The 26,293-nt window shown below is 73.0% G+C and carries 23 protein-coding genes; 14 read left to right on the forward strand and 9 right to left on the reverse strand.

Annotated elements, in window-relative coordinates; genetic code table 11:
- The first annotated feature begins 154 nt into the window (after positions 1-154).
- Both ACZ3II_RS11345 and ACZ3II_RS11350 read left to right on the forward strand, forming a co-directional pair.
- A complete protein-coding gene (locus ACZ3II_RS11345) occupies positions 155-1,120 on the forward strand; it encodes a HAMP domain-containing sensor histidine kinase (protein WP_465517505.1) in 966 nt (321 codons plus the stop codon).
- The gene (locus tag ACZ3II_RS11350; protein ID WP_465517506.1) at positions 1,113-1,769 is read left to right on the forward strand and encodes a response regulator; all 657 of its coding nucleotides are present in this window, start codon (positions 1,113-1,115) and stop codon (positions 1,767-1,769) included. The genes ACZ3II_RS11345 and ACZ3II_RS11350 overlap by 8 nt, the downstream gene beginning before the upstream one ends.
- Here ACZ3II_RS11350 and ACZ3II_RS11355 read toward each other — a convergent pair.
- Positions 1,736-2,617 carry an LLM class flavin-dependent oxidoreductase gene (locus ACZ3II_RS11355; protein ID WP_465517507.1) on the reverse strand — a complete coding sequence of 294 codons (882 nt, stop codon included), beginning with the start codon at positions 2,615-2,617 and terminating at the stop codon, positions 1,736-1,738. The genes ACZ3II_RS11350 and ACZ3II_RS11355 overlap by 34 nt on opposite strands.
- Positions 2,618-2,777: 160 nt before the next feature.
- On the opposite strand from ACZ3II_RS11355, the gene ACZ3II_RS11360 reads away from it, so the two are divergent.
- Entirely contained in the window at positions 2,778-3,938 is a 1,161-nt protein-coding gene (locus ACZ3II_RS11360) for an MFS transporter (protein ID WP_465517508.1), read from the forward strand.
- Here ACZ3II_RS11360 and ACZ3II_RS11365 read toward each other — a convergent pair.
- From ACZ3II_RS11365 to ACZ3II_RS11375, 3 genes are read right to left on the reverse strand one after another with little or no spacing between them, the layout of a single operon-like run.
- Complete coding sequence (locus ACZ3II_RS11365) at positions 3,910-5,166, reverse strand: alpha-hydroxy-acid oxidizing protein (RefSeq protein ID WP_465517509.1); 1,257 nt, start codon at positions 5,164-5,166, stop codon at positions 3,910-3,912. The two genes, ACZ3II_RS11360 and ACZ3II_RS11365, sit on opposite strands and share 29 nt — an antisense overlap.
- Positions 5,167-5,226: 60 nt before the next feature.
- Positions 5,227-5,829, reverse strand: a complete 603-nt coding sequence (locus ACZ3II_RS11370; RefSeq protein WP_465517510.1) for a GNAT family N-acetyltransferase — start codon at positions 5,827-5,829, stop codon at positions 5,227-5,229.
- A gap of 9 nt (positions 5,830-5,838) precedes the next feature.
- On the reverse strand, positions 5,839-6,270 hold the full coding sequence (locus ACZ3II_RS11375) for a VOC family protein (protein WP_465517511.1): 432 nt from the start codon (positions 6,268-6,270) through the stop codon (positions 5,839-5,841).
- 62 nt (positions 6,271-6,332) lie between these two features.
- On the opposite strand from ACZ3II_RS11375, the gene ACZ3II_RS11380 reads away from it, so the two are divergent.
- A complete protein-coding gene (locus ACZ3II_RS11380; RefSeq protein WP_465517512.1) occupies positions 6,333-7,019 on the forward strand; it encodes a helix-turn-helix transcriptional regulator in 687 nt (228 codons plus the stop codon).
- Positions 7,020-7,092: 73 nt separating this feature from the next.
- On the opposite strand, the gene ACZ3II_RS11385 is transcribed toward ACZ3II_RS11380, so the two are convergent.
- Positions 7,093-8,052 (reverse strand): LacI family DNA-binding transcriptional regulator, encoded by a 960-nt coding sequence (locus ACZ3II_RS11385; RefSeq protein ID WP_465517903.1) that lies wholly within the window; start codon positions 8,050-8,052, stop codon positions 7,093-7,095.
- A gap of 181 nt (positions 8,053-8,233) precedes the next feature.
- Between ACZ3II_RS11385 and ACZ3II_RS11390 the strand changes: the two genes are divergently transcribed.
- The 5 genes from ACZ3II_RS11390 to ACZ3II_RS11410 are packed head-to-tail and all read left to right on the forward strand — an operon-like array spanning position 8,234 to position 15,281.
- On the forward strand, positions 8,234-11,824 hold the full coding sequence (locus ACZ3II_RS11390) for a nitrate reductase subunit alpha (protein WP_465517904.1): 3,591 nt from the start codon (positions 8,234-8,236) through the stop codon (positions 11,822-11,824).
- Positions 11,824-13,320 carry a nitrate reductase subunit beta gene (narH, locus tag ACZ3II_RS11395; RefSeq protein WP_465517513.1) on the forward strand — a complete coding sequence of 499 codons (1,497 nt, stop codon included), beginning with the start codon at positions 11,824-11,826 and terminating at the stop codon, positions 13,318-13,320. The genes ACZ3II_RS11390 and narH overlap by 1 nt, the downstream gene beginning before the upstream one ends.
- The gene (gene narJ, locus ACZ3II_RS11400) at positions 13,320-13,916 is read left to right on the forward strand and encodes a nitrate reductase molybdenum cofactor assembly chaperone (RefSeq protein WP_465517514.1); all 597 of its coding nucleotides are present in this window, start codon (positions 13,320-13,322) and stop codon (positions 13,914-13,916) included. The genes narH and narJ overlap by 1 nt, the downstream gene beginning before the upstream one ends.
- Complete coding sequence (narI, locus tag ACZ3II_RS11405) at positions 13,913-14,659, forward strand: respiratory nitrate reductase subunit gamma (protein WP_465517515.1); 747 nt, start codon at positions 13,913-13,915, stop codon at positions 14,657-14,659. Before narJ ends, narI begins: the two co-directional genes overlap by 4 nt.
- A gap of 13 nt (positions 14,660-14,672) precedes the next feature.
- The gene (locus ACZ3II_RS11410; protein WP_465517516.1) at positions 14,673-15,281 is read left to right on the forward strand and encodes a class I SAM-dependent methyltransferase; all 609 of its coding nucleotides are present in this window, start codon (positions 14,673-14,675) and stop codon (positions 15,279-15,281) included.
- Here ACZ3II_RS11410 and ACZ3II_RS11415 read toward each other — a convergent pair.
- The gene (locus ACZ3II_RS11415; protein WP_465517517.1) at positions 15,252-15,545 is read right to left on the reverse strand and encodes a DUF6232 family protein; all 294 of its coding nucleotides are present in this window, start codon (positions 15,543-15,545) and stop codon (positions 15,252-15,254) included. The two genes, ACZ3II_RS11410 and ACZ3II_RS11415, sit on opposite strands and share 30 nt — an antisense overlap.
- 176 nt (positions 15,546-15,721) lie before the next feature.
- On the opposite strand from ACZ3II_RS11415, the gene ACZ3II_RS11420 reads away from it, so the two are divergent.
- The gene (locus ACZ3II_RS11420; protein WP_465517518.1) at positions 15,722-16,930 is read left to right on the forward strand and encodes an MFS transporter; all 1,209 of its coding nucleotides are present in this window, start codon (positions 15,722-15,724) and stop codon (positions 16,928-16,930) included.
- Positions 16,931-17,474: 544 nt separating this feature from the next.
- Here ACZ3II_RS11420 and ACZ3II_RS11425 read toward each other — a convergent pair.
- The 3 genes from ACZ3II_RS11425 to ACZ3II_RS11435 are packed head-to-tail and all read right to left on the reverse strand — an operon-like array spanning position 17,475 to position 20,358.
- On the reverse strand, positions 17,475-18,158 hold the full coding sequence (locus ACZ3II_RS11425; protein ID WP_465517519.1) for a Crp/Fnr family transcriptional regulator: 684 nt from the start codon (positions 18,156-18,158) through the stop codon (positions 17,475-17,477).
- A complete protein-coding gene (locus tag ACZ3II_RS11430; protein WP_465517520.1) occupies positions 18,155-19,207 on the reverse strand; it encodes a hypothetical protein in 1,053 nt (350 codons plus the stop codon). The genes ACZ3II_RS11425 and ACZ3II_RS11430 overlap by 4 nt, the downstream gene beginning before the upstream one ends.
- Entirely contained in the window at positions 19,204-20,358 is a 1,155-nt protein-coding gene (locus tag ACZ3II_RS11435; protein ID WP_465517521.1) for a hypothetical protein, read from the reverse strand. The genes ACZ3II_RS11430 and ACZ3II_RS11435 overlap by 4 nt, the downstream gene beginning before the upstream one ends.
- 381 nt (positions 20,359-20,739) lie before the next feature.
- Between ACZ3II_RS11435 and ACZ3II_RS11440 the strand changes: the two genes are divergently transcribed.
- The 4 genes from ACZ3II_RS11440 to ACZ3II_RS11455 are packed head-to-tail and all read left to right on the forward strand — an operon-like array spanning position 20,740 to position 26,268.
- Positions 20,740-21,354: a 4Fe-4S single cluster domain-containing protein gene (locus ACZ3II_RS11440; RefSeq protein ID WP_465517522.1), complete on the forward strand. Its 615-nt coding sequence runs from the start codon at positions 20,740-20,742 to the stop codon at positions 21,352-21,354.
- Complete coding sequence (locus ACZ3II_RS11445; protein WP_465517523.1) at positions 21,351-22,760, forward strand: hypothetical protein; 1,410 nt, start codon at positions 21,351-21,353, stop codon at positions 22,758-22,760. The genes ACZ3II_RS11440 and ACZ3II_RS11445 overlap by 4 nt, the downstream gene beginning before the upstream one ends.
- Positions 22,757-24,448, forward strand: coding sequence for an AAA family ATPase (locus ACZ3II_RS11450; protein WP_465517524.1), 1,692 nt, complete (start codon positions 22,757-22,759; stop codon positions 24,446-24,448). Before ACZ3II_RS11445 ends, ACZ3II_RS11450 begins: the two co-directional genes overlap by 4 nt.
- Complete coding sequence (locus ACZ3II_RS11455; RefSeq protein ID WP_465517525.1) at positions 24,445-26,268, forward strand: hypothetical protein; 1,824 nt, start codon at positions 24,445-24,447, stop codon at positions 26,266-26,268. The genes ACZ3II_RS11450 and ACZ3II_RS11455 overlap by 4 nt, the downstream gene beginning before the upstream one ends.
- The last annotated feature ends 25 nt before the right edge of the window (positions 26,269-26,293 follow it).

A 26,293-nucleotide genomic window follows, 5' to 3' on the forward strand; every position in this document is an offset into this window, starting at 1 on the left:
CGGGGCAGCTCTCCATTCCCGGGGCGGTTCACCACCCATTCCGGGTGCGGAGAACCGAACTTCGCATGGGTGGCAGCCCGGATGGACGCCGGACGGGCACGATTGGCAGGCTGGAGAACCGATGCGGCCGGTGGATGTCAGAGGAGGTGCGAGGATGCGGCGGTTGTCTCTGTTCTGGCGGATCTTCCTGCTCAACGCGGCGGTCGTGACGGCGGCGTTCGCGCTGCTCATGGTCGGCCCGTTCACCGTGTCCACGCCGGTGCTGCTGACCGAGGCGATGATCCTCAGCGGGGTGCTGGTGGTGATGCTGGTGGCCAACGCGGGGCTGTTGCGCTTCGGCCTCGCCCCGCTGGAGCGGCTCACCCGCACCATGAACACCGTCGACCTGCTGCGCCCCGGCCACCGGCTGGCGGTCCCCGGCCACAGCGGCATCGCCGACCTGATCCGCACCTTCAACACCATGCTCGACCGGCTCGAGGCCGAACGCGCCACCAGCGCCGGCCGGGCCCTGTCGGCGCAGGAGGCCGAACGGCAGCGGATCGCCCAGGAGCTGCACGACGAGGTGGGGCAGACCCTCACCGCGGTGCTGCTGGAGCTGAAACGGGTCGCCGGCCACGCGCCCGAGCCGGTCGCGGGGGAGGTGCGCCAGGTGCAGGAGACGGTGCGCAACGGTCTCGACGAGATCCGCCGGATCGCCCGCCGGCTGCGTCCCGGCGTCCTCGAGGAGCTGGGCCTGGCCAGCGCGCTGAAGTCACTGGCGGGCGAGTTCGCCACGGCCGGGGTGACGGTGCGCCGCGACATCGCCGGCGACCTGCCCGGCCTGGGCAAGGACACCGAGCTGGTGCTCTACCGGGTGGCGCAGGAGTCGCTGACCAACACGGCGCGGCACTCGGGGGCGCGGCAGGTCAACCTCTGCCTGGCGTACGAGGCCGGAGTCGCCCGGCTGCGCATCCGCGACGACGGCCGGGGCGTGGGTGACGCCCCGGAGGGCGCCGGCATCCGGGGCATGCGGGAGCGGGCGCTGCTGATCGGGGCCGACCTGACCGTCGGCCCCGCCCCGGGCCGGGGGACCGAGGTGCTGTTGCGCGTGCCGATCGGAGAGGAGACCGACCATGCTTGACCGCGAGCCCGCCCGCATCCTGCTGGCCGACGACCACGCGCTGGTCCGGCGCGGGGTCCGGCTCATCCTGGACAGCGAACCGGACCTGACCGTGGTCGCCGAGGCCTCGGACGGGGCGGAGGCCGTCGCCCAGGCCCGTGCCGAGCGCCCCGACCTGGCGATCCTGGACATCGCGATGCCCCGGCTGACCGGGCTGCAGGCCGCCCGCGAGCTGTCGCGCCAGCTGCCCGACCTGCGGATCCTGATCCTCACCATGTACGACAACGAGCAGTACTTCTTCGAGGCGCTGAAGGCCGGCGCCTCCGGGTACGTGCTGAAGTCCGTCGCCGACCGGGACCTGGTCGAGGCGTGCCGGGCGGCGGTGCGTGGCGAGCCGTTCCTCTATCCCGGCGCGGTCAACGCGCTGATCCGCAACTACCTGGAACGGGTCGCCGACGGCGAGGATCCCGGCCGGGCCATCACCGACCGGGAGGAGGAGGTGCTGAAACTGGTCGCCGAGGGCCACTCGTCCAAGGAGATCGCCGACCTGCTGGTGATCAGTGTGAAGACGGTCGAGCGGCACCGCTCCAACCTGCTGCAGAAACTCGGGCTGCGCGACCGTCTGGAGCTGACCCGTTACGCCATCCGCGCCGGATTGATCGAGCCCTGACCGGCGGCGGCCTCCTCCAGGACGGCGAGCCGCCGGGCGGCGTGCTCACGGCGCGGCCACAGCACGGCCAGGGTGGTGATGCCGAGCGCGGCGTACCGGCCGGCGCAGTCGCGGAACGCCTCGATCGAGTCGAGGGGGCGTTCCCCGCCGTACCCGAGGACGGCCAGGCGGGCCAGGGTCGCCGGGTCGCGGCCCTGGGCGGCGCAGACCTCGTCGAGCAGGGCGGTCTGGCGGCGGACCTCGTCGTACGGGTTGCCGGCGTAGACCCGCGCGTCCTGGCTGACGTCCTGGGTGATCCACAGGTCGGCGAACCGGGCGGCCAGCTCCATGCCGCGGCGGCCGGTGGACGCGACGGCGACCGGGGGACGGCGCGGCACGCCGCCACCGACGGCGACCTCGACCGCCGTGAAACAGCGGCCTGCCCAGTCGACCCGCTCCCGGGTCAGCAGCAGGTCGGTGAGCTCGGTGAACTCGGCGAACCGGGCGGTGCGAGCGGCCCGGTCCAGCGGGGCGCCGCCGAACGCGTCGGAGTCGGCGCCCGGCCCGCCCGCGCCGATCCCCAGCACGAACCGGCCCTCGCTGAGGGTGTCGAGGGACAGCGCGGCCTTCGCCGTGGTGACCGGGTGCCGGAAGTTCGCCGCGGTGACCATGGTGCCCACGCCGATGCGGGTGGTGGCGGCGGCGACCGCGGCGAGCGTGGTGTACGCCTCGTGCCACACCGGCCGGCCGCCCAGGTTCAGGTGGTCGTAGAGCCAGCCGCGGCCCAGGCCCAGCCGTTCGGCGTGCTGCCACTCCCGGCGGATGTCCGGCCACGGCTGGTCCGGCCACATGATCACGTCCAGGTTCACCGCGCGCTCACCGTTCCTCCTCGGCCGTCCCGTGATCATGGACGTTATCCGAGCGCGGCCGTGCGTGGCACGCCGCCCGCGCCGGGCGTGACCGCCGCCTCGGCCCACCGAGGAAAAGGCTGGGCCGAGAATGTCAGAGGGTCCGTCTACTGTGCCCGGTATGGATCCCGTGCGCCGTGGCCGGATCGCCACCTCCCTCGTCTTCCTGCTGTTCGGCACCGTGCTCGGGGTGTGGACCGCCCGCATCCCGGCGGTGAAGGAGAGCCTTGCGCTCACCGACGGGCGGCTCAGCATCGCGCTGCTGGCGTTCGCCGCCGGCTGCATCACCGGGATGGCGCTGATCGGCCGGCTCACCGACCGGTTCGGCAGTTCCCAGGTGCTCGTTCCGGCCGTGGTGCTGGAGGGGCTGCTGCTGGTCCCGCCGGGGTTCGCCGTCGACCTGGTCACGCTGTGTGTGGCGCTGTTCGTGTTCGGCGCCGTGCACGGCACGCTCAACATCGCGATGAACGCGAACGCCGCCGAGATCGAGCGGTCCATGGAGCGGCCGGTGATGTCGTCGTTCCACGCGATCTACAGCATCGGCGGCTTCCTCGGGGCGATGCTCGGCAGCCTGGCCGCGCACGCCGGCCTGAGCGTCCGCGAGACGGTGCTTTTCGCCGGGTTCGCCGCCTTCCTGCCGGCGGTCCTGGCGGCCCGGTGGGTGCTGCCGTCGGCGCCCGCGCCGGCCGCGACGGGGGAGGCCGGGCCGGGCGGCCGGTCGCTGCTGCTGGTCTTCTTCGGGGTGGTGGTGCTCTGCACGCTGGTCGGCGAGGGCGCGGCGGCCGACTGGAGCGCCGTCTACCTGCGTGACGGGCTCGGCACGTCGGAGGCCTTCGCGGCCTGGGGTTACGCCGCCTTCGCGATCATGATGACGGTGGGCCGGGTGTTCGGCGACCGGGCGGCGGCCCGGTTCGGGCCGGTCCTGCTGGTGCGGGTCAGCGGGGTGGTCGCGGCCGCCGGGCTCGGCGTCGCGCTGCTGATCGGTGAGCCGGTGGCCGGTGTCATCGGGTTCGGGCTGCTCGGGTTGGGGCTGTCGTGTGTCGCCCCGCAGTTCTTCTCCGCCGCGGCCGCCGCCGATCCGCAGCGGGCCGGGCGGGCGCTGTCCACCGTGGTGAGCATCGGCTACGCCGGGTTCCTGCTCGGGCCGGTCGCCATCGGGGCGGTGGCGACCGTGGCCGGACTGCCTGCCGCGCTGTGGATCCCGGTGGCGCTGGCCGTCTTCGTCGCGGCCAGCGCGGGCGCGATCCGGCTGATCAGGCGGCGGCCAGTGCACTCCGGGTGATCGCGGCGATGTCCGGGGTGCCGGCCAGCGCCATGGTCAGGTCCAGTTCGGCGACCACGTTGCGGATCACGTCGGCGACACCGGTTTCGCCGGCGAGCGCCAGGCCGTACATGTATGGGCGTCCCAGCAGCACCGCGTTCGCGCCCAGGGCGAGGGCGGTGAAGACGTCGGCGCCGGTGCGGACCCCGCTGTCGAACAGGAGCACCGGATCCGGGCCGACCGCCTCCCGGATCGTGACCAGCGCGTCGAGCGAGGCGATCGCGTTGTCGATCTGGCGGCCGCCGTGGTTGGACACCACGACCGCGTCGGCGCCCAGGTCGAAGGCGCGGCGGGCGTCGTCCGGGTGCAGGATGCCCTTGAGCACCACCGGCAGCCGGGTCCGGTCCCGCAGCGTCGCGAGGTGTTCCCAGCTCAGGCCCGGGTTGGAGTAGATGTCGAGGAAGGTCTCCACCGACGCGCGCGGGGCCGGCGAGCGCAGGTTGCCCCAGAACCGGCCGGGATGATTCCTGGTCATCGCCAGCAGGGTGCGGATCGCGCCCAGCGTCACCTCCGCGGCCGGCTGCGGCGGGCGGCCCGCCGCGATCTCCCGGAAGCGGGGGTCCGACGTGTACTGCGCGATCCCCTCACCGCGGCTGAACGGCAGCGAGCCCAGGTTCAGGTCCTGCGGCCGCCAGCCGAGCACCGTGGTGTCCAGGGTGACGACCAGCGCGCCCGCGCCCGCCGCCTCGGCCCGCGCGATCAGGCTGTCCACCAGCGCCTCGTCCTTGCTCCAGTACAGCTGGAACCACCGGGACGCGTCACCCATCGCGGCCGCGCACTCCTCCATCGGGTTGCAGCCCTGGTTGGAGAAGACGTACGTGGTGCCGGTCGCGGCCGCCGCCCGGGCGATCTTCACGTCACTGCCGGCGCCCATCAGCGCGCCCGCCCCGACCGGCGCGAGCAGCAGCGGCGTCGCGTGCCGGGCGCCCAGCAGCTCGACCGACAGATCCCGGTCCACCGCCCCGGACGCCATCCGCGGCACGATCGCCCAGCGGTCGAACGCCGCCCGGTTGCGCCGCATGGTCCGGCCCTCACCGGCGCCGCCGGCCACGTACGCCCAGGCCCGGGTGCTGCTCGCCCGGCGGGCCCGCCGCTCCAGCTCGGCGAAGTCGGCAGGCACCACGGGCCGCCGGCCCAGCAACCCCTGGCGGTAGATCGAGCTCAGCCGGGCGAGTCCGACTCCGGACATGGCGTTCCTCCCGAACGGAATAGCGTGGCTGACACGCTAGACCACGTTCGGCGGGGACCGTCAGGCCCGCGACGTCCGCACGCCGAGGTACGTCAGCGGGCCGGGATCCGGGACCGGCAGCACGGTGAAACCCAGCCTGTCGTAGAAGCCACGCGCCTTCACGTTCGCCGTCACCATGCCGACGTGCACCCCCGGCGCGTCGACGGTGGCGAGGAAACGCTCGATCAGCCGCCGGCCGAGACCGCGCCCCTGCCACGGCGGCAGCAGGTCGATGTGCAGGTGCGCCGGGTACCCGTCCAGCCCCGGCACCAGCATCCGCTCCGGGTTGTGGTGCAGCGCCACCATGTCCTGCTCGGGACTGCGCGGCGGGGCCGGTGGAACCGGATAGCGGTCGCCGATCAGCGGGATCCACTCCGCCCGGTACCGCTCGGCGAACCGGGCGGTGTCCGCCGTGCCGACGACGTATCCCGCGACCTCGCCGCCGTCGTCGACCACGAACGCGAGATGCGGCTCCAGGTGCGCGTACGGCCCGGCGAACAGGTCACCCATCAGCTCGTCGCTGGAGTACAGCCCGCGGGCGTCCTCGCCGGCGTCGGCGGTACGCACGCAGATGTCGTAGAGGGCGGCACGGTCGGCAGGCCGGTACTGGCGGATCTCGGGCACGCCCGTACGTTAGGCGCTGGAACCGCTTGCACCGCAAGCGGCGAGGACGTCCCGGTAGTGCTGGTTGAACATCACGCCGAGGATGTTGCCGAACGGGTCGGTGACCGAGGCCGTGACGAAACCCGGACCGCGTTCGGTCGGCTCGTCGTGCGGGGTGGCGCCGAGCGACAGCAGACGCCGATAGGCGTCCTCGACGTCGTCGACCGCCCAGTAGATCACCGCCCCCGCCGGGCGGCCGGCCGGCTCGTGCGGCGCGAACCGGGTGTTGAGCAGGCCGAACTCGTGCTGGTAGTCGCCGGCCCGCCACTCCAGGTAGGCGAACTCGCCCCCGGCCTCCCGAACGAAGTACGGCTCGGCGCCGAACACTGTCGTGTACCACTCCCGGGCCGCGGCCATGTCGTCGGCGTAGAACGTGACGGTGCTGAATCCACGAAGCATCATGCGTCCCATGCTCCCGGCATAAGTGCTCACCTCCTGAGCACTTTTCCTGCCATTCTCGGGTCATGCGCGCGGACCGGCTCGTCGCCACCCTCCTGTTCCTGCAGTCCCGCGGCCGGGTCACCGCCGCGGAGGTCGCCGCCGAGCTGGAGGTCTCGGTGGCGACCGCCCGGCGGGATCTGGAGGCGCTGTCGGCTGCGGGCGTCGCGGTCTACCCGCAGCCGGGCCGGCACGGCGGCTGGTCCCTGGTCGGCGGTGCCCGGACCGACCTGACCGGCCTGTCCGAGCCCGAGGCGCAGGCGTTGTTCCTGCTCGCCGGCCCGGCCGCGGTGTCCGGCGAGGCGCGGACGGCGCTGCGCAAACTGCTCCGGGCGCTGCCCGCGCCGTTCCGCACCGACGCGCAGGCCGCCGCCGAGGCGACCCTGATCGACCCGTCCGGCTGGGGCGAACGGGACCGGCGGCCCCCCGCGATCGTCGGCCTCCTCCAGGACGCGGTGGTCCGGCGCCGGCGGATCCGGTTCACCTACCGTGCGGCGGAACGCGAGGCCGATCCCTGGGGCGTGGTCGGTAAGGACGAGGTGTTCTACCTGGTCGCGGGCACGTCCCGGGTCCGCGTCGGCGCGCCGGAGCCCCGCGATCTCGCCCGCACGCTGTCCGGCTGGGGCGCCACCGCCGAGGTCCTCGACCCGCCGGAGGTCCGCGCCGAGCTGGCGCGCATCGGCGCCGAACTGGTCGCCCGCTACACCGGCTGACCCCCTCGGCATTTTCTCAGGGCTGTCTCAGCGCCGCTGAGACAGCCCTGAGAACCAGCCGGTAGCAACCCGGTCAGGCCGTCCGCCGGAAGATCGGGCGGCTCGGGAACAGTTCGGTCGTGGCGGGTGTGCCGAGAGCGGCCCGGACGGCGGCGGCCGCGATCTGTTCGACCGGGTGGGTCGCGGTGGACAGGGCGGGGAAAGCCGCGAACGGGATGTCGTCGAAGCCGGTCACGGCGATGTCGTCCGGCACCCGGACACCCGCGCCGGCGAGCGCCTGCAGGACCCCGAGAGCGGTGGCGTCGCTGACCGCGGCGATCGCGTCGGTGTCCGGCCAGCGGCGCAGGATGCCGCGGGCGGCGGCCCGGCCCCGGGCGGCGGTGAAATCGCCGGGAACCACCCGGACCGGCAGGCCGGCCGTGGTCATCAGGCGCGTGTAGGCCCGCAGTGGGGCATCCGCCGCGGCCAGCCAGCGCGGGCCGCCGACCAGGGCGATCCGGCGGCGGCCGGTCCCGTGCAGATGCCGCAGCAGGGCACTGATGCCGGTGGCGCTGTCCACGTCGAACCCGCCGGCGCCGATCGTCGCGAACCTGCCCCGCAACGCCACCGGCACGCTCGCCGGCAGCGCGTGGTCGTGGCCGGCCAGCACGACGGCGGCGACGCTGCGGTCGGTGGCGATCTCCGCCAGGCCGGCGGCCGCGTCCAGCGGCAGCCGGCGCAACGCGACACCGAGGCCGTCCGGCTCGACGGCGGCGGCCATCGCGGTGACGGCCCGGGTGACGAACGGGTCGAGCAGGATGTCGGCGCGCCTGTCCCGTACCGCGAACAGCACCCGGGTCCCGGAGCCGTGCGCGAGCCGCCGGGCCACCGGATGCGGGACGTAGCCGAGTTCGGCGGCGGCCCGGCGGACCGCGTCCCGGCTGGTGGAGGACGCCGGCCCGCGGCCGGACAGCACCCGGGACGCCGTCGCCGTGGAGACCCCGGCCCGGCGGGCCACCGCGGCGAGATCGGGTCTGGTCGTCATGCCGCTCAGCATGCCTCGACCGGGCCGGACGGGAAACGGGCGGGACCAAAGTCCCGGGACATGCGGGACTCGGGGCTCAGGCGGCGCGGGACCGGGATCGGCGAGGGTGAAGGGGCGCCGGGCGACCGCCCGGGGCGACTGCTCCACGGCGAAGGAAACCACCGTGTCACTGGATCCCGGGACCGCCCCCCTGCTGGGCGCACGACGCTTCCTCACCCGTGAGACGGTCGGCGACCACGGCCGTACCCTGCACCGGGTCGACAACAGCGAGTGGGACGCGTTCTACCGCGACCGCTGGCGGTACGACAAGGTGGTCCGGTCGACCCACGGCGTCAACTGCACCGGCTCCTGCTCGTGGAACGTGTTCGTCAAGGACGACCTGATCACCTGGGAGCATCAGGCCACCGACTATCCGACGACCGGGCCGGACGCGCCGGACTACGAGCCCCGGGGCTGTCCGCGTGGGGCGAGCTTCTCCTGGTACGAGTACTCACCGAGCCGCGTACGCCACCCGTACCTCCGCGGGGTCCTCGCCGAGATGTTCCGTGAGGCGCGGCAGCGTCTCGGTGACCCGGTCGCCGCGTGGGCCGAGATCGTGGAGACGCCGCTCAAGGCGATGGCCTACAAGGCGCAGCGTGGCCGGGGCGGTTTCGTCCGTGCGAGCTGGGACGAGGCGATCGAGCTGATGGCGGCCGCGCACGTCTACACCACGAAGGTGTACGGGCCGGACCGTGTCGTCGGTTTCTCGCCGATCCCGGCGATGTCGATGGCGTCGTTCGCGGCCGGCACCCGCTATCACGCGCTGCTCGGCGGCACGCTGCTCAGTTTCTACGACTGGTACGCGGACCTGCCGATCGCGTCGCCGCAGATCTGGGGCGACCAGACCGACGTGCCGGAGGCCGGCGACTGGTGGAACGCCACGTACCTGATGATGTGGGGCTCCAACATCCCGGTGACCCGTACGCCGGACGCGCACTTCCTGGCCGAGGCCCGCTACAAGGGCACGAAGGTCGTCGCGGTGAGCCCGGACTACGCCGACAACGTGAAGTTCGCCGACGACTGGCTGGCCCCGCACCCGGGCACCGACGGCGCGCTCGCGATGGCGATGGGTCACGTGATCCTCACCGAGTTCTTCCGTGACCGCGAGATCCCGTACTTCCAGGACTATGTCCGTAAATTCACGGACCTGCCGTTCCTGGTCACGATCGTCGACGGCAAGGCCGACCGTTTCCTCACCGCCGCCGACCTCGGCGAGGAGGGCGGCGAGCACAAGACGGTCCTGATCGACTCCCGCAACGGCGACCTGGTGACGCCCAACGGATCGCTGGGCCACCGGTACGGCGAACCGGGCAAATGGAACCTCGACCTCGGCGACGTCGTCCCGGCGCTCGGCATCGACAGCGACGAGGCGATCGAGATCGACCTGGCCCGCTTCGACGTCGGCGACACCGAGGGCGGCTCGACGGTCCGCCGCGGCGTCCCCGTCCGGCGCGTCGGCGAGCACCTGGTCACCACCGTGTTCGACCTGGTCATGGCGACGTACGGGGTCAAGCGCGGCGACCTGCCCGGCGAGTGGCCCACCGGCTACGACGACGCCGACAGCCCCAACACCCCGGCCTGGCAGGAGCGGATCACCGGCGTCGACGCGACGCTGGCCGCCCGGATCGGCCGCGAGTTCGCCCGCAACGCCGAGCGCAGCAAGGGCCGCTCGATGATCGTCCTCGGGGCCGGCGCGAACCAGTGGTTCCACTCCGACATGACGTACCGGGCCTTCATCTCGCTGGTCACGCTCACCGGCTGCCAGGGCGTCAACGGCGGCGGCTGGGCGCACTACGTCGGCCAGGAGAAGGCCCGCCCGATCACCGGCCAGCAGCACATGAGCTTCGCGTTCGACTGGCAGCGGCCGATGCGGCACCAGGCGTCCACCCCGTTCTGGTACCTGCACACCGACCAGTGGCGCTACGAGCGCGTCCCGGCCGACGAGCTGTCGTCCCCGCTGGGCACGGGCCGTTTCAAGGACATGGCGTTCGCCGACACGGTCGCGGCCGCGCAGCGGATGGGCTGGAGCCCGGGCCACCCGTTCTTCAACCGGAACCCTCTCGATCTTGCCGAGGATGCGGCGGTGGCAGGCGAGGAGATCTCGGATCATGTGGTGAAAGCGCTCGAAGCGGGCACGCTGCGGCCCGTCGCTGAGGACCCGGACGACCCCGCGAACTTCCCGCGCTGCCTCACCCTGTGGCGCGCCAACCTCCTCGGCTCCTCCGGCAAGGGCAACGAGTACTTCATGCGCCACCTGCTCGGCGTCGAGGGCTCCGCGACCGCGTCGGAATGCGAGCCCGGCCGGCGCCCGCGGGACGTGACGTGGCGGGACGAGGCGCCGGTCGGCAAGCTCGACCTGCTCACCGCGATCGACTTCCGGATGACCAACACCGGCCTGCACGCCGACCTGGTCCTGCCGGCCGCCACCTGGTACGAGAAGCACGACATCTCCACCACCGACATGCACCCGTTCGTGCACGCGTTCAGCCCGGCGGTCGCGCCGCCGCCGGACGCGCACACCGACTACGACACGTTCCTGGCCCTGGCCGACAAGGTCAGCGAGCTGGCCGTGACGCACCTCGGCACCCGCACCGACGTCCTGGCCGCGCCGTTGCAGCACGACACCCCGGACGAGCTGGCGATGCCGAGCGGACGGGTGCGGGACTGGAAGTTCGGCGAGTGCTCGCCCGTTCCCGGCAGGACGATGCCGAAGCTGATCACCATCGAGCGGGACTACACGCTGATCGGCACGAAGATGCGTACGGTCGGCCCGCTGATGGACAAGCTCGGCACGACGACCAAGGCCATCACCGTCGACGTGAACCCGGAGATCGAGTACCTGAAGCACCAGAACGGCGTGATCGACGGCCGGCCGTCCCTGGCCACCGCCGACCGGATGTGCGAAGCCATCCTCGCCTTCTCCGGAACCACGAACGGGCGGCTCGCGAGAGAAGGCTTCGAGCAGCTGGAACAGCGCACCGGCCGGAAGTTCACCGACTACATCGAGGGCCACGAGAACGACCGGATCTCGTACGCGCAGACGCAGGAGAAACCGATGCCGGTGTTCACCAGCCCGGAGTGGTCCGGGTCGGAGAAGAACGGCCGCCGCTACTCCCCGTTCACGATCAACGTGGAGCGGCTCAAGCCGTGGCACACCATCACCGGCCGGCAGCACTTCTTCGTCGAGCACGACTGGGTCGCCGAGCTGGGCGAGCAGCTGCCCGGCTTCCGGCCGCCGCTGAACATGGCCCGCCACTTCGGCAAGCCCGGCGACGCGGTCGACGGCGGGGTGACCGTCCGGTTCCTGACCCCGCACGCCAAGTGGTCGATCCACTCGATGTACCACGACAACGAGCTGATGCTGGCGCTGTCCCGGGGCGGCCCGGTGATCTGGATGAGCGTCCAGGACGCCGCCAAGATCTCCGTCCGCGACAACGAGTGGATCGAGGCGCACAACCGCAACGGCGTCGTGGTGGCCCGGGCCGTGGTCAGCCACCGGATGCCGGAGGGAACCGTCTTCCAGTACCACTCCCCGGAGCGCACGGTGAACGTCCCCAAGGCCGAGAAGTCCGGCAAGCGCGGCGGCTACCACAACTCGATGACCCGGCTGCTGATCAAGCCGACCCACCTGGCCGGCGGGCACGCCCAGCTCACGTACGCCTTCAACTACTACGGCCCGATCGGCAGCCAGCGCGACGAGATCACCGTGATCCGCCGCCGTACGCAGGAGGTGGAGTACTGATGCGGATCCGCGCGCAGGTCGCCATGGTGATGAACCTGGACAAGTGCATCGGCTGCCACACCTGCTCGGTCACGTGCAAGCAGACGTGGACCAACCGGGAGGGCACCGAGTACGTCTGGTTCAACAACGTCGAGACGAAGCCGGGCATCGGCTACCCGAAGCACTACGAGGACCAGGAACGCTGGAAGGGCGGCTGGGTCCTCGACGGCAAGGGGCGGCTGAAGCTGCGCAGCGGCGGCCGGGCCCGGCGGCTGAGCCGGATCTTCGCGAACCCGGACCTGCCGACGATCGACGACTACTACGAGCCGGCCACCTTCGACAAGGACATCCTGGTCAACGCGCCGGGCGGGCTCGCCGACACCCCGGTCAAGAAGCCGTACTCGCAGCTGACCGGCGAGCCGATGAGCATCGAGTGGGGCGCCAACTGGGAGGACTCGCTCGGCGGCGACACCTTTGACCAGGACCCGAACCTGCGCAACATGAGCGAGAAGGTGCGGTTCGAGTTCGAGAAGACCTTCATGTTCCACCTGCCGCGGATCTGCGAGCACTGCCTCAACCCGGCGTGCGTGTCGGCCTGCCCGTCCGGCGCCATGTACAAACGCGAGGAGGACGGCATCGTCCTGGTCGACCAGGATCGCTGCCGGGGCTGGCGGATGTGCGTGTCGGCGTGCCCGTACAAGAAGGTCTACGTCAACCACGCCACCGGCAAGGCCGAGAAGTGCACCCTCTGCTTCCCCCGGATCGAGGCGGGGCAGCCGACCATCTGCTCCGAGACGTGCGTCGGCCGCCTCCGCTACCTGGGCATTCTCTGGTACGACGAGGACGCCGTGCTCGCCTCCGCATCGGTTCCCGAGGAGGAGTTGCTGGACGCGCAGCGGGCCGTGTTCCTCGACCCGCACGACCCGGGCGTGCAGCAGGCTGCCCGCGACGCCGGCCACCCGGAGGAGTGGATCGAGGCCGCGAAGGCGTCGCCGGTCTGGAAGCTGATCAGCGAGTACCGGATCGCGCTGCCGCTGCACCCGGAGTACCGGACGCTGCCGATGGTCTGGTACGTGCCCCCGCTGTCCCCGGTCCTCGACGCCGCCGGGGCCGCCGGCCGCGACGACACCGACGCCGACGACATCTTCCACACCATCCAGGACCTGCGGATCCCGGTCGAGTACCTGGCGTCCCTGTTCACCGCCGGGGACACCGCGGTGGCCGGGGGAGTGCTGATGAAACTCGCGGCCATGCGCTCCTACATGAGGGCCAGGACCCTTGACGGTACGGTCGCGCAGGAACTGCTCGACGGCATCGGCATGACCGGCGAGCAGGTCGAGGCCATGTACCGGCTGCTCGCCATCGCCAAGTACGACGAGCGGTACGTCATCCCGGCCGCCCACGCGACGACGGCAGCCGCGCTCGAGGACCTCGGCGGGTGCTCCCTCGACACCCCGGGCGGCCCCGGCATGGGCGGCCAGGTGCCGGTCACGATCACCGGGCGGAGGAACCGCTGATGGACCGCTCCCGGATGTTCCAGCTGGCGTCCCTGCTGCTCACCTACCCCGACCGGGAACTCGTCGAAGCCGGCGCGGAACTGCGGGCCGCCGCGCGGGGCGAACTCGGCGGCTTCCTGGACTGGCTGCTCACCACCCCGCTGATCGAGGTGCAGCGGCACTACGTGCAGACGTTCGACCTGCGCCGGCGGTCCGGGCTGTACCTCACCTACTACCTGCACGGCGACACCCGGAAACGGGGGATGGCGCTGCTCATGCTCAAGCAGCGGTACCGGGCGCACGGGCTGCGCCTGGCCGACGGGGAACTGCCGGACCTGCTGCCGGTGGTCCTGGAGTTCGCGGCCGCGGCCGGGCCGGGCGACGGCGAGGCGCCGCTGCGGCAGCACCGGCAGGGCATCGAACTGCTGCGCGCGGCCCTGCACGAGACGCGGTCCCCGTACGCCCACGTCCTTGATCTCGTCTGTGACGCCCTGCCGCAACTCACCGGCGCCGACCGGGAGGCCATCGCCGCCCTCGCCGTCGACGGCCCGCCGGTCGACGGCACCGACCCGACCGTCCCCTATCCCATCTGCGGAAACGCCGAGGTCTCCCGATGAACGCCCTGATCTGGATCGTGCTGCCCTACACCTGCCTCGCCGTCTTCGCCGCCGGGCACGTCTGGCGGTGGCGGCACGACCAGTTCGGCTGGACCACCCACACCAGCCAGCTCCTGGAGAACCGGCTGCTGCGGCTCGGGTCGCCGCTGTTCCACCTGGGCGCGTTCGGGGTGATCGGCGGGCACGCGATGGGCCTGCTCGTCCCCGCCTCCCTCACGGCGGCGCTCGGCATCTCGGACCACGCCTACCACCTGGTGTCCGTCACCGGCGGCACGATCACCGGGATCATGCTGGTCGCCGGCCTGGCGCTGCTGATCGCGCGGCGGTTCGTCTCCGGCCGGATCCGGCGGGTCACCACCACCATGGACAAGGTCCTGTACGTGGCGCTGACCGCGATGGTCGTGCTCGGCATGAGCGGCACCGTGGTGATCAACCTGTTCGGCGAGGGGTACGACTACCGGGAGACGATCGCCGTCTGGTTCCGTGGCATCTTCTGGTTCCGGCCCGACCCGGCCCTGATGGCGGACGCCCCGCTGGTGTTCCAGCTGCACGCGATCGGCGGGTTCCTGTTCCTGGCGCTGTGGCCGTTCACCCGGCTCGTGCACGTCTGGTCGGCGCCGCTGGCGTACCTCTGGCGCCCGTACGTCGTCTACCGCGGCCGCCGCACCCCCGCCCCCGCCCCGCAGCCCGGCCCGGCCGCCGTGCGGAACGCGGGCCGCCGCGACAGCACGCCGGCCCGATGACTACCGTGAAACGATGATCAGCGACAACCTCTGGCTGCAGAAGATCGCCGCGGACCCGGGCCACTCGCAGTGGTACATCGACCGGTTCCGGCAGATGGCCGCGCGCGGTGAGGACCTGGCCGGCGAGGCCCGGATGATCGACGCGATGGTGCCCCGCGGGTCGCGGATCCTCGACGCCGGCTGCGGCACCGGCCGGGTCGGCGGCCACCTGGCCGCCTCCGGGCACCGGGTGACCGGGGTCGACCTCGACCCGCGGCTGATCGCCGAAGCCCGGGAACAGCACCCCGGCACCCGATGGGAGGTCGGCGACCTCAGCGAACTGGACCTGGGCGAGCGGTTCGACGTGCTCGTCTGCGCCGGCAACGTGATGACCTTCGCCGCCCCGTCCACCCGGCCCGAGATCCTGCGCCGGTTCGCGGCGCACCTGGCCGAGGGCGGGCGCGCGGTCGTCGGTTTCGGCGCCGGGCGGGGGTACGAGTTCGACGCGTTCCTCGCCGACGCGACGACCGCCGGGCTCACCCCGGACCTGCTGCTGAGCACCTGGGACCTGCGCCCCTACCGGCCCGGCGCCGACTTCCTGGTCGCCGTCCTGTCAGTGGTATCCGCGGGGACGGTTCTCTAACGCACGGCGCAGCGCGCGGACGACCATGTTGAAGACGCGCGGCTCGTGGCTCTCGAACAGCACCACTGTCCGGCCGTGATAGTCGGCCGACAGACGATACGACGGCTTCCGGTGCGGTAACCGCCACCACGGATGATCCAACCGGGTCAGGGAGAAACCGGCGATCTCCTCGATGGCGAACCGCTCCGGCTGCCCACCCGGGTCACGGATGAACAGCAGGTCAGTGATCTCCGCGTCGTAACTGCGGTAGTAGACCCTCGGCACCAGACCCCCTCTCGGCCCCTTACGGCATGGTCACACGAGGTTCGACATCACTCAATGCGAGCGGGGACCGGGGTCCCCCGCCGAACGGGTCCAAGGTCCCTGTCGGCGCGCGTCCCGCACCGGAATTCTGAAGGCGGCCCGGAGAGTCGGGCCACCACCGGACGATGGAGTGGAACATGAGCGCACCGCAGACCCCGGCCGCCCGCAGCGGCGGACCGGCAGGACTGATGCTCGCCCTGGCGACCATCGGGTTCGCCGTCAACTTCTGGGCGTGGGCCCTGCTCAGCCCGCTCGCCACGAAGTTCCAGGCGGCGCTGCACCTCACCCCGTTCCAGCAGGCGCTCCTGGTCGCGGTGCCGGTCGTCGTCGGATCGGTCGGCCGGATCCCGGTCGGCGCCCTCGCCGACCGGTACGGCGGCCGGATCATGTTCCCGCTGATCTCCCTCGTCACCATCGTGCCGGTGCTCTACCTGGGCCTGTTCGGTCACGACGCGCTCACCTCGCTGCTGATCGGCGGGTTCTTCCTCGGCATCGGCGGCACCGCCTTCGCGGTCGGCGTCCCGTTCGTCAACGCCTGGTTCCCGCCGGAACGCCGCGGCCTCGCGGTCGGCGTCTTCGGCGTCGGCATGGGCGGTACGGCGATCAGCGCCCTCACCACGGTCCGGCTCGCCGACGCCGGCCGCACCGCCACCCCGTTCCTGCTGACCGCGGTGGTGCTGGCCGCGTACGCCGGCATCGCCTGGCTCCTCCTCCGCGACGCGCCCGGCCGCCCGGTGCCGACCGCCCCGCTCGCGCAGCGCCTCGCCGCCGTCCTCCGGCTCCGCATCACCTGGCAGGCCTCGGCCCTGTACGCGGTCGCTTTCGGGGGATACGTCGCCTTCTCCGTCTACCTGCCGGCCTACCTGAAGACGGCGTACGGGCTCACCCAGGCCGACGCCGCCAACCGGATGGCCGGTTTCGTCCTCCTCGCCGTGATCATGCGGCCGGTCGGCGGCTGGCTGTCCGACCGGTTCGCCGCCAGCCGGGTCCTCGCCGTCTCCCTCGGGATCGTCGTCCTCGGCGCGATCGTGCAGGCCTTCACCCCGGGCCTCGCCCCGGTCGGCACCATCGCCTTCCTCGCCATGGCGGCGGCGCTCGGTGCCGGCAGCGGCGCCACGTTCGCGCTGGTCGCCCAGGTCGCCCCGGCCGGCCAGGTGGGTGCGGTCACCGGCGTCGTCGGCGCGGCGGGAGGTCTCGGCGGGTTCGTGCCGCCGCTGGTGATGGGGGCGATCTACGGGCAGTTCCAGTCGTATGCGCTCGGGCTCGCGTTGCTCGGGGTGGTCGCGCTGGCGGCTCTGCTGCTGGATGTGCTCTCGGTCGGCCGCCGCCGCGCGGTCACCGCCTGACAGCCCTTCACCGCCCGGTCCCTCCGCCTGCCCGGCAGCCCTCCGCCTACCGGTCGACTCCGTCCCTCGGCTCCCCGACAGACCCCGTCCCCCCCCCCGAACGGCCGGCCACCAGATCCCTCCTCCCGGTGGCCGGCCGCTGGCGTTCACGATCGCGACACCTGCCGAACCGTCATCCGGGCGATCCCGCCAAGATCACGCTGATCGGGGCGCGGGCCGGGCGTCATGCCCGATCTTGAGCACCTGGATCCGGGGCTGGGTGCACAAGATCGGAAAGCCGCCACTTCTTGTGCGCGCGACTCCGGCAACCCGATGCTGCAAGCCCAGGATCGCGGCCCTCGTCGATCTTGGGTCGGAAGCGCCGGTGGGAATCGCTCAAGATCGCAGCTGGCGCGGCCGGCAGCGGCGCGCAACTGCTCAAGATCGCTACGCGTGTGCCGGACTTGCGGCGTGTGCCGCTCTTGCTCCACGTGCGCCGGACTCGCTACGCGCGCCGTGCTCGCCCCACGAGCGCCCGCTGGGAACCCGAGGAGGGTTGCCGGGCTCAGCGGACCCGGCTCAGCGCCTCCGGATCGAGAAGAGTGATCGTCCGGTAACCGGTCTTCACCAGGGACTGCCGGCGGAAAGCCGCCAGCGCGCGATGCACCGTCGGCACCGCCGCCCCGATCAGGCTGGCGAGTTCCTGCTGGCTGAGCGGTACGTCGAGACGAATCCCCAGCGCCACCGGACGACCGCACACCACCGTCAGATCCAGGAGCAGCCGGGCCAGCCGAGCCTCCGCGGAGTACGCGCCCCCGTCGACGCGCCGGCGGTTGGCCCACGACAGCCGGTACCCGGCCATGCGACTCAGCTGCTGCGCGGCGTCCGCGTGCCGGCGCAGGAAGGACTGGAAGGCGGGATGCGGGACGGCGGCCAGTTCCACGGTTCCACTGGCGGTCACGGTGGCGGACCGTACCTGCCCGTTGAACTCGGCCATCTCCCCGATCAGGTCGCCCGGGCCACGGATCGCCAGCAGAGCCCGGTAGCCCTCGGCGGTGGTGACGGAGACCTTGCAGTACCCGTACAGGATCACCTCGACATGCGACCCCGGCTCCCCTTCGCCGAAGATCTGCTTGCCCGGTTCGGCGGTGTGCAGGCGGGCGATCGTGAGCAGGCTGTCGACGGTCTCCTCGGACAGGCCGCTGAGCAGGCTGCCCGGCATCCAGCGGGCGCGGCGTGCGGCGGTCACGACGTGAGGCTCCCGATCAGGTCACGGGCTTCTGCGACGTACGGGCCACCGCCGCCGAACGTGGCCATCCGCTGGTCGAGCGCCGCCCGGGCGGTCCGTACGGCCCCGGCCCGATCGGTGCGTGCCTCGCTGCGGGCCAGCGCGAGCAGCGGCCGGGCCGGGTCGAAGACGCGGTTCCCGGCGTGCAGCGCGTACGCCAGCCGGGCCACCCGGGCAGCCTCCTCGGTGCGCCCGGCGAGCAGCAGCGCTTCGGCGAGCAGCACGTGGGCGGGCGTCAGGTGATCGTAGGCGGGATCCCGCAGATCGGTGACGTCCTCCTCGGCCAGCACCAGGTCCTCGGCGATCGCCAGCGCGCCCGCTGCCGCCGCCGGTTCGGTGCGGCCGGCCGCCAGCAGCACTTCCGCCTGCACCCGCCGCGCCGCCACCGCCGCCGGCTGATCCGAGACCGGGTCGTCCCGGTGCCGCCGTACCTCCCCTTCGATCAACCCCACCGCCTCCCGCAGATCCCCCCGCCCCGCAGTCCCGCCGAGCCGCTCACCGGCCGCGTTGTCGTTCACGGATGCCGGTTCGGTGAAGACGCCCAGGCAGGCGCGGTCCCGCAGGGCCAGAGCCAGATCGGTACGGGCCTCGCCCGCCCCCTGCCGATCCGGGATCACCGAGCGATGGTCGATCTCCTCCCGGCACAGCTCGACGAGCAGATCCAGATCGTCGTGCCGCCCCCGGCACCGGAGCCGCCGCAGGTGCCGGAGACGGATCGCCAGCTCAGCGGGCGTACCCGCCGGAACCGCCTTGGCGGCCCGTTCCCGCAGGCCCGCCCAGACCGGCACCGAGGCCGCCGGGCTGCGGTCCCGATCCCGCCGTAACTCCAGGTGGTACTCGGTGAGCAGCGTCGTCTCGTGTTCGGTCCCCAGCCGCCGCCCCGCCTCGGCACAGAGCGCCTCGAAGTCTGCGGTCGCCCGCCCGGCTCCGATCAGGGTCTGCAGGCGGGCGCTGATCCGCCCGACGATCGCGTGCTCCCGGTCCGCCGCCGGCTGCATCTCCCCACTCATCCCGCACCCGTTCCCGGCTGGTCGTCGGCCGGGAGCGGGCCCGGTGGCGGGCCGTTCCGGGAGTTGGCGGGACCGCCCGAGGGCGTGCCGTTGTGGGGCACGGAACCACCGGGCCGCGGACGGGGAACGTTGGTGTGCGCCGACGACCCGGCAGCCTCGGGCCGCCCATTGCCGGCCGCCGGCGGAAAACCGGGCCGCCCGTTGCCCGCTGCCTGTGGGAAGTCGGGCCGCCCATTGCCGGCCGTCGGCGGGGAGCTCGGCCGCGTGTTGCCGGCTGCCGGCGGGAGGTTGGGGCCGCGCGGTTCGGCCGGCGGGTTCAGGCCCGCGTTGAGGTGGTCGAAGACCGGCAGCGGCTGCCCCGCCTCGAGCTGCCGGATCGCGTCGCGCATCAGGGCGACCGCGTGCTGGCGTTGCTCGTACGAGGTGCGCTGGTTGCGGGTCAGCTGGTCGATGACCTGGGCGAGCCGCTGGTTCCCGGCGGCCGGGGCGGGCGCCGGCCGGAAGTGTGCCCGCATCGCGTGGACCACCCCGTCGATGCTGCATCCGGCCGCGAACCGCAGCAGCGCCTCGCGCAGGATCCGGGCGGCGGCCGGCGCGGGGATGCCGTGTTCGCGGATCATCAGCAGGTCCTCGACGGCGCAGGCGGGTGGCGCGTGGTCGAGGGCGGCGGACAGGGCGGTGTGCCGGCCGGCCCAGTCGAGCAGCACCCGGATCAGGCAGTCGGCGACGGCGGTGCGGCTGAGCCCGTCGGTGTTCAGCAGTTCCTGGACCCAGCCGACCCGGTGCGGCCAGTAGCTCCAGACTTTCGCCTCGGCGATCAGCATCTGCGTGACCGACTCGTGGTCGAGGCAGCCGGCGACGTCGCGGACGGGGCCGGCCGGCGCGTTCTGGTAGGCGCGCAGCAGCGGGTGTTTGGCGTGCCGCCCGGCGACGGCGAAGAACGTGGTGCGGGTGCCCTGCGGCTGGACCTCGGCGACGACCTCGCCCCAGGTGCTCCGGTCGGTGCCGTCGCCGGTGAGGATGCGTTCGGCCGCCCAGTAGTAGGCGACCTTGGTGAGCCAGTGTTTGCGGACCGAGGGTTCGGGCCCGGCGAGTTCCCGGCGCCAGCGGCCGGCGACGGTGTCACGGAGCGTGTGAACGACGAACGCCAATGAGCACCTCGTTGTGATGTGAGCCGGGCACACATTAGCCAGGCGACGGCGATGCCGACACTTTGGCACGGTAGGGGATCGCCGATTCCTTAAAAATATGGAAAGTGGCGGAGTCCGACCTGGGCAGTCGGCAGCACCCCTCGGCCGTTCGGTCCGAGGCCGGTGCCCGTCCGGTGTGACCGGCCGATACCGACGGTCACAGGGGACGGAATCATTCCGAAGAATCAGTGGGGACTGTGGAATGACAGGTGATTCCGCGGATCTTGAAATAGTCGCGGAATCGTACGGGCAAGCGCTTTCCCGCATTGGTGCGACCACATTGGCGTGCCAGACTTCCGGACCAGCGAAGCCATCGGGCAATGGGTGAACGGTGGAGGGGAAATGCTGAACGTCGCCGCCATGACGGCCCGTACCCGGGCTCTCGGTCCGGGTCTGCGCTCGGTGCTGTGGGTGCAGGGCTGCCCGTTCCGCTGTGCGGGCTGCATCGCCGAGGAGTGGATCCCGAAGATCGAGGCCGAGCTGATGACCCCGGCCGAGGCCGCCGCCAGGCTCCTCGCCGACCCCGAGGTGGACGGTGTCACCTTCTCCGGCGGGGAGCCGATGCTGCAGGCCGCCGCGCTCGCCGAGACCATCGCGATCGTCCGGCGCGAGCGGGACGTCAGTCTCATCTGTTTCACCGGCTACCGCCTGGAGGTGCTGCGCCAGCGCCCGCCGGCCCGGGGCGTCGGCGCGCTGCTGGCCGCCGTCGACGTGCTGGTCGACGGGCTCTACGTGGCCGCCCGCGACGACGGTCTCGGCATGCGCGGCAGCTCCAACCAGCGGATCCACCACCTGACCGGCCGGCTGCGCGACAGCGGCCACGACTTCGAGCACCGGCAGCGCACCACCGAGCTGCAGTTCGCCGGCGACGATCTGCTGCTGGTCGGCGTGCCCGACCCGCTGACCGCCGCCGTGTTCGGCCCCCGATCCACCCACCGACCCGGGAGTGACTCATGAGCGGGCGCAAGGTCAGCTATGTCAGCGTCGAGGCCGGGGAGGCCCGCCGGATGCGGGAGGCGCAGGCCCGTCTCACCACGCTGCGCGCGGACCTGCCGCGCCTGCTGGACAAGGTGCGGGAGGACACCCGGCGGGCGGCGGACCGGCAGGTGCGGGAGGCGGAGAAACGGCAGCGCAGGTACGCGGAGGCGGTCGGCCGGCTGAGCACGGAGATCCGTCAGGTCGAGGCGCACGCGCAACGGCGTACCGAGGAGAACGCCCGCAGGTTGCAGCGTGAGATGACCGCCCAGCTCGCCGCCGCGGATCAGCGGCATGCCGCTGACCTGGCCGAACACGACCGCCGGATCCGTGACACGGTCCGCCGCGGCGAGGAGCGGCTGCAGTCCGCGCTGGACGCCGAGTCCACCGCCCGGCGGCAGGTCACCGAGCAGCTGGCCCGCGGCATCGAGCAGATCGGCCAGGACGTCGCCGCCCAGCGGGAGCGGGAGCTGGCCGCGGCCCGGCAGTGGCTGGCCGACGCGGGCGTGCTGCGCGACTACATCGCCGCGGAGCTGGCGCACGACCGGCTCGCGCCCGGCCGCCTGCACCGGCTCGACCAGGATCTGGCGATCGCCGCCGGCAACGCCGCGAACGGGCTGTCGCAGGCGGCCGTCGCGCAGGCGCAGGCGGCCTACGCCGGTCTCAGCGAGCTGCGCGCCACCGTGGAGCTGCGCCAGCAGGAGTGGACCGAGCTGCGCGACCAGGCCCGCGAGCGGTTCCTGCTGCTGCGCGGGGTGATCCACGCGATCAGTGAGCCGGGCGGCGTGGACGGTGCGGAGGTCGACGTCGACTACTGGACCCACGGGCGCTACCGGGCCGTGGAACAGCAGGTGGACCGGATTCTCGAGGCGCTCGACGACGACGGCCCGGAGGAGTTGCGCCGGCTGCTGGAGACCGAGGCGCCGCGCCTGCAGGCCGAGCACGAGCAGCTGGTCGAGATCGCGGCGGAGGCGGTCGGCAACTCCCAGCTGCGGGCCAACATCGCCGACCGGGTGGTGCAGACCCTCGCCGCCGCCGGGTACGACCGCGACATCGACGGCGGCTACGAGGGCGAGGACTTCCGCAGCGGTTTCGTGGCCCGGACCCGGCACGAGGACGGCAGCGAGGTGGTGATCACCGTGCTGCCGGTCGACGAGCGCGGCACCGCCGAACTGGCCATCCACTCGATCGACATCGGGCTCGGCGCCGAGGAGGACCGGCGGGCCCGGGCCGCCGCCCTGGTCGGCGAGCTGCGCCGGGGCGGCCTGCACGTGTCCGATCCGGGCGAGGCCCCGCCCGCCGGGGAGGTCGGCGAGCTGCGCGACATCGCCCGGATCAAGAAGATGCCGCCCGGGTCGGTGGTGCCGGCGCCCGAGGGCCGCCGGTGACCGCGCCGGGTTCGGCCGAGCGCCTGTCGGCCGGCTGGCCGGTCGACACCGGCGACGCGGTGGTGGTGCTCTACGGCGCCGGCACCAAGGACCGGTTCTGCTGCCGCGACTACCAGGAGCGCGGGTTCGAGGAGGCGCTGTGGGCGCTGCTGAAGGACGCCGGCTACGAGCGGATCGTGTTCTGCGCGCTCAACGGGCTGTACTTCCGCGACGAGCACTCGGCGCTGCTCGACCGGGGCGGTCCGGCGCCGGCGGCGGCCGCCGGACCCGGCCGGATGGGCCATTTCAGCGGCCCGCGCGGGCGTGGCACGACGATGCCGGCGGGGGAGCCGGCGCCTGCCGGGCCGACGATGGCCGACCCGCAGATCATCCAGAAGCTGGACGCCTGCATGACCGGCCGGACCGTGCGGACCGCCGTGGTGCTGCTGCGCACCGAGGATTTCCTGCAGTACAACCAGGCGCCCCGCCCGTTCGTGGACCGGATCGGCAGCTGGATCGCGGCCGGCCCGTCGGCCGGCAACATCTGCGTGCTCACGTTCAGCAACAACGGCCTGCAGGAGGTGCAGGAGGCGATCCAGAACAACGCCGGGATGGGCACCCTTCAGGCGTTCCTCAGCGACCATCGGCGGTCCGGCAGCGGCATCAGCCGGATCGGTGAGCCGGGCGAGGCGGAGCTGACCCGGCTCGTGCACCGGATCCGGGTCCACGACGGGCTGCGGATCGGCGACTGGTCCCGGCTGGCCCGCCTGATCACCGCGATGACGGCGATGAACCAGCCGGCCGGGGTGTGGCTGGCCCGGCTGCGCGGCCTGGCCCGGGACGGGGTGGCGCTGTCGGCGGAGGAGGCGCGGCAGCGCGGCTGGATCGAACGCGCCGGCGCCGACGACCGCCCGGCCGTGGAGCGGCTCGCCGCGCTGACCGGGCTGGCCGGGGTGAAACAGCACATCGGGCGGCGCGCCGACTGGGAGCGGGTGCAGCGGAAGCTGCCCGCCGCCCGGGACGGCCTGGCCTCCCCGCATCTGATCTTCACCGGCAACCCGGGCACCGGCAAGACCACGGTGGCCCGGCTGGTCGGCGAGATCTACGCCGACATCGGCGTGCTGCGGCGCGGGCACGTGGTGGTCGCCGACGCGCCGAAACTGGTCGGCCAGTACGTGGGCCAGACCGCGCCCCGCGTCAACGACGCCGTCGACGAGGCGCTCGGCGGGGTGCTGTTCATCGACGAGGCGTACCGGCTGGTGGAACCGGACCGCGGGGGTTTCGGGATGGAGGCGATCGACGCCCTGGTCGACCGGATGGAGAACGACCGGGACGCGTTCCTGGTCATCGCCGCCGGCTACCCGCGCGAGATGGTCCGGTTCCGGCTCGCCAACCCCGGCCTGAACAGCCGGTTCCCGGACGGCAACGTGATCGGGTTCGCCGACTACCTGCCCGGCGAGCTGCTCACCATCGCCACCGGCATGCTCCGCGAGAAGGGCCTGACCTGGTCCGGCGACTTCGAGAAGGCGCTCACCCAGATCGTCGAGGGGATGTACCGCGACCGCGACGAGGGCTTCGGCAACGCCCGCGCGATGCGGGAACTGGTCGCCGAAGCCGGTTACGCCTGGGCCTCCCGGATCGGCGACGACGTCCGGATCCCCCTCGAACCCGGCGACCTGCCCGCCCGCCTGCACGGATACCTGTCATGACCGGCTGCCCGGTCTGCCTGTGCCCCGCCGACACCGCGGTCTGCGCCCGCTGCGGCTGGACGCTGCGGGGCCCACTGCTGCTGGGTGGCGCCGACGCGGCGGCCACGGCGGCCTTCGACCACGAGCTGCGCGAGGCGTGCGGTCGCTGGGACACTGCCGCGGCGCACCGCGCGTCCGGGGATCACGACCTTTCGCCGTACGGGCCACTGCTGCGCGGATCCGGCTCGGCAACCGCCCCCGAACACGTGCCACCAGCCCCCGCCACCCCACCGGCCGACCTGTCCCCGCTCCTGACCAGGCTGGTCACCGGCGCCCTGCCGGCCCTGCACTTCCTGGAGTTCACCCCGGACGCCGCCGTCCACGTCGCGGTCACCACCGACCGGGCCGGCGTGCCGGTGGTGAACCCGCCGGTCCCGCTGCCGTGGAGCACCGCCGTCCTCGGCGCCGGCCCGGTGCTGCGCCGGTTCCGGCTGGCCGGCGGGGTCGGCCACGATCCGCTGTCGCCGGGCGCCTTCGACGACCTGGTCCGGAAGGCTCTGCACCACCTGCTCCCGGACGCCGGTGACACCGTCCTGGTCGCCCGCCACCCCGGCTGGGTGCTGCTCGACCACGCCCTCGACCGGGCCCGCGACCACCGCCCGGCGGCCGAACTGACCGGTGACGACCCCGCCGAGCCACTGCCCGCGCTGGTCGCCCGGTTGCTGCGGCAGGCCCCGCTCGCGTACGACTACGTGCTGCTCGGATCGGTGCTGGACGCCGGATCGGGACGCGTGGACCTCGTACCCCTCACGCTCTTCCCCGCGGGCACGGTCGTGCCCGCCGGCCGGACGCTGACCCGCACCGTCACCCTGCACGGCCCGCCGCTCGCGCCGGAGAACCCCACGATCACCGTGCCGCTGCTGGCCCGCCGCGGCGACCAGCCCCGCGACTGGCCACCGCTGACCCTGCCGCGCACCGCGATCCCCGCGCAGGCCACCGCCACCGTCGAGGTCCACCTCACCGGCCCCGGCACGGTGACCTGCCACAACGGCAGCGGGCCGCTGCGCGACGGCGACCCCGGCAGCCTGCACACCGGCCTGCGCACCCGCACCGTCCGGCTGCCCACGCCCCCGCCGCTCGACCTGGCCTGCCTGATCGAACTGTGCGGCGGAGCGGACCCGGCCGAGGTCCGCGCCCGCCTCGACCTGCTGCTGCACACCCTGGACCTGGTCACCGAGCGCTACGCCCGGCGCGGCGGCCTGCGGGTCGCCGCCCTCGGCTACTTCGACCACGTCTACAGCGAGGCCGGGGGAGACCCGCGCCGGGAGCTGGTGCGGCCCGTCGAGTTCGGCGCCCCGCCGGTGGTCCGCGCGGCGGTGTCGGCGTGGCGGCCGGCCCGCAAGGAACGGGACTACGTCACCGCCCTCGGCGACGCGCTGGCGCGGGTGCGGCGGCTGCGCTGGCGCCGCGACGACCCGGCGGCGCGGCGCACGGTCCTGGTGATCGGACGCCGCCCGCCGGAGCCGCCCGCCGGGACGTTCACCCTGGTGCCGCCCTGCCCGAACCGGATCGACTGGCAGCTCGAGGCCCGGCGGCTGCGGCAGTCCGGCGTGCGGATGGTCGCCCGCACCGACGTGCCGGCCGGGTGGCCGGGCGACGGCCCGGACGACCGGCGGGCCGCCGACTACGCCGAACGCGCCTGGCGGACCCTCGCCGCCGACGGGCTGCTGCGCGGCGCGGGCGGGCCGGAGGCGCTCGCACTGCTCCGCCTCGCCCCGGAGGAGCCCGGAAGACGGATCTTCCCGTTCCCCTTCCTCGCGCCGGCCGGGACCACACCGTGACCTCCGATGACGAAACAGCGAAGGG

Source organism: Actinoplanes sp. NPDC019969, from assembly GCF_055562375.1.

Coding starts and splice junctions, on each gene's coding strand:
- ACZ3II_RS11345 (WP_465517505.1), top strand. CDS start 155: ATGCGGCGGTTGTCTCTGTTCTGGCGGATCTTCCTGCTCAACGCGGCG.
- ACZ3II_RS11350 (WP_465517506.1), top strand. CDS start 1,113: ATGCTTGACCGCGAGCCCGCCCGCATCCTGCTGGCCGACGACCACGCG.
- ACZ3II_RS11360 (WP_465517508.1), top strand. CDS start 2,778: ATGGATCCCGTGCGCCGTGGCCGGATCGCCACCTCCCTCGTCTTCCTG.
- ACZ3II_RS11365 (WP_465517509.1), bottom strand. CDS start 5,166: ATGTCCGGAGTCGGACTCGCCCGGCTGAGCTCGATCTACCGCCAGGGG.
- ACZ3II_RS11375 (WP_465517511.1), bottom strand. CDS start 6,270: ATGATGCTTCGTGGATTCAGCACCGTCACGTTCTACGCCGACGACATG.
- ACZ3II_RS11380 (WP_465517512.1), top strand. CDS start 6,333: ATGCGCGCGGACCGGCTCGTCGCCACCCTCCTGTTCCTGCAGTCCCGC.
- narH (WP_465517513.1), top strand. CDS start 11,824: ATGCGGATCCGCGCGCAGGTCGCCATGGTGATGAACCTGGACAAGTGC.
- narJ (WP_465517514.1), top strand. CDS start 13,320: ATGGACCGCTCCCGGATGTTCCAGCTGGCGTCCCTGCTGCTCACCTAC.
- narI (WP_465517515.1), top strand. CDS start 13,913: ATGAACGCCCTGATCTGGATCGTGCTGCCCTACACCTGCCTCGCCGTC.
- ACZ3II_RS11410 (WP_465517516.1), top strand. CDS start 14,673: ATGATCAGCGACAACCTCTGGCTGCAGAAGATCGCCGCGGACCCGGGC.
- ACZ3II_RS11420 (WP_465517518.1), top strand. CDS start 15,722: ATGAGCGCACCGCAGACCCCGGCCGCCCGCAGCGGCGGACCGGCAGGA.
- ACZ3II_RS11430 (WP_465517520.1), bottom strand. CDS start 19,207: ATGAGTGGGGAGATGCAGCCGGCGGCGGACCGGGAGCACGCGATCGTC.
- ACZ3II_RS11440 (WP_465517522.1), top strand. CDS start 20,740: ATGCTGAACGTCGCCGCCATGACGGCCCGTACCCGGGCTCTCGGTCCG.
- ACZ3II_RS11445 (WP_465517523.1), top strand. CDS start 21,351: ATGAGCGGGCGCAAGGTCAGCTATGTCAGCGTCGAGGCCGGGGAGGCC.
- ACZ3II_RS11455 (WP_465517525.1), top strand. CDS start 24,445: ATGACCGGCTGCCCGGTCTGCCTGTGCCCCGCCGACACCGCGGTCTGC.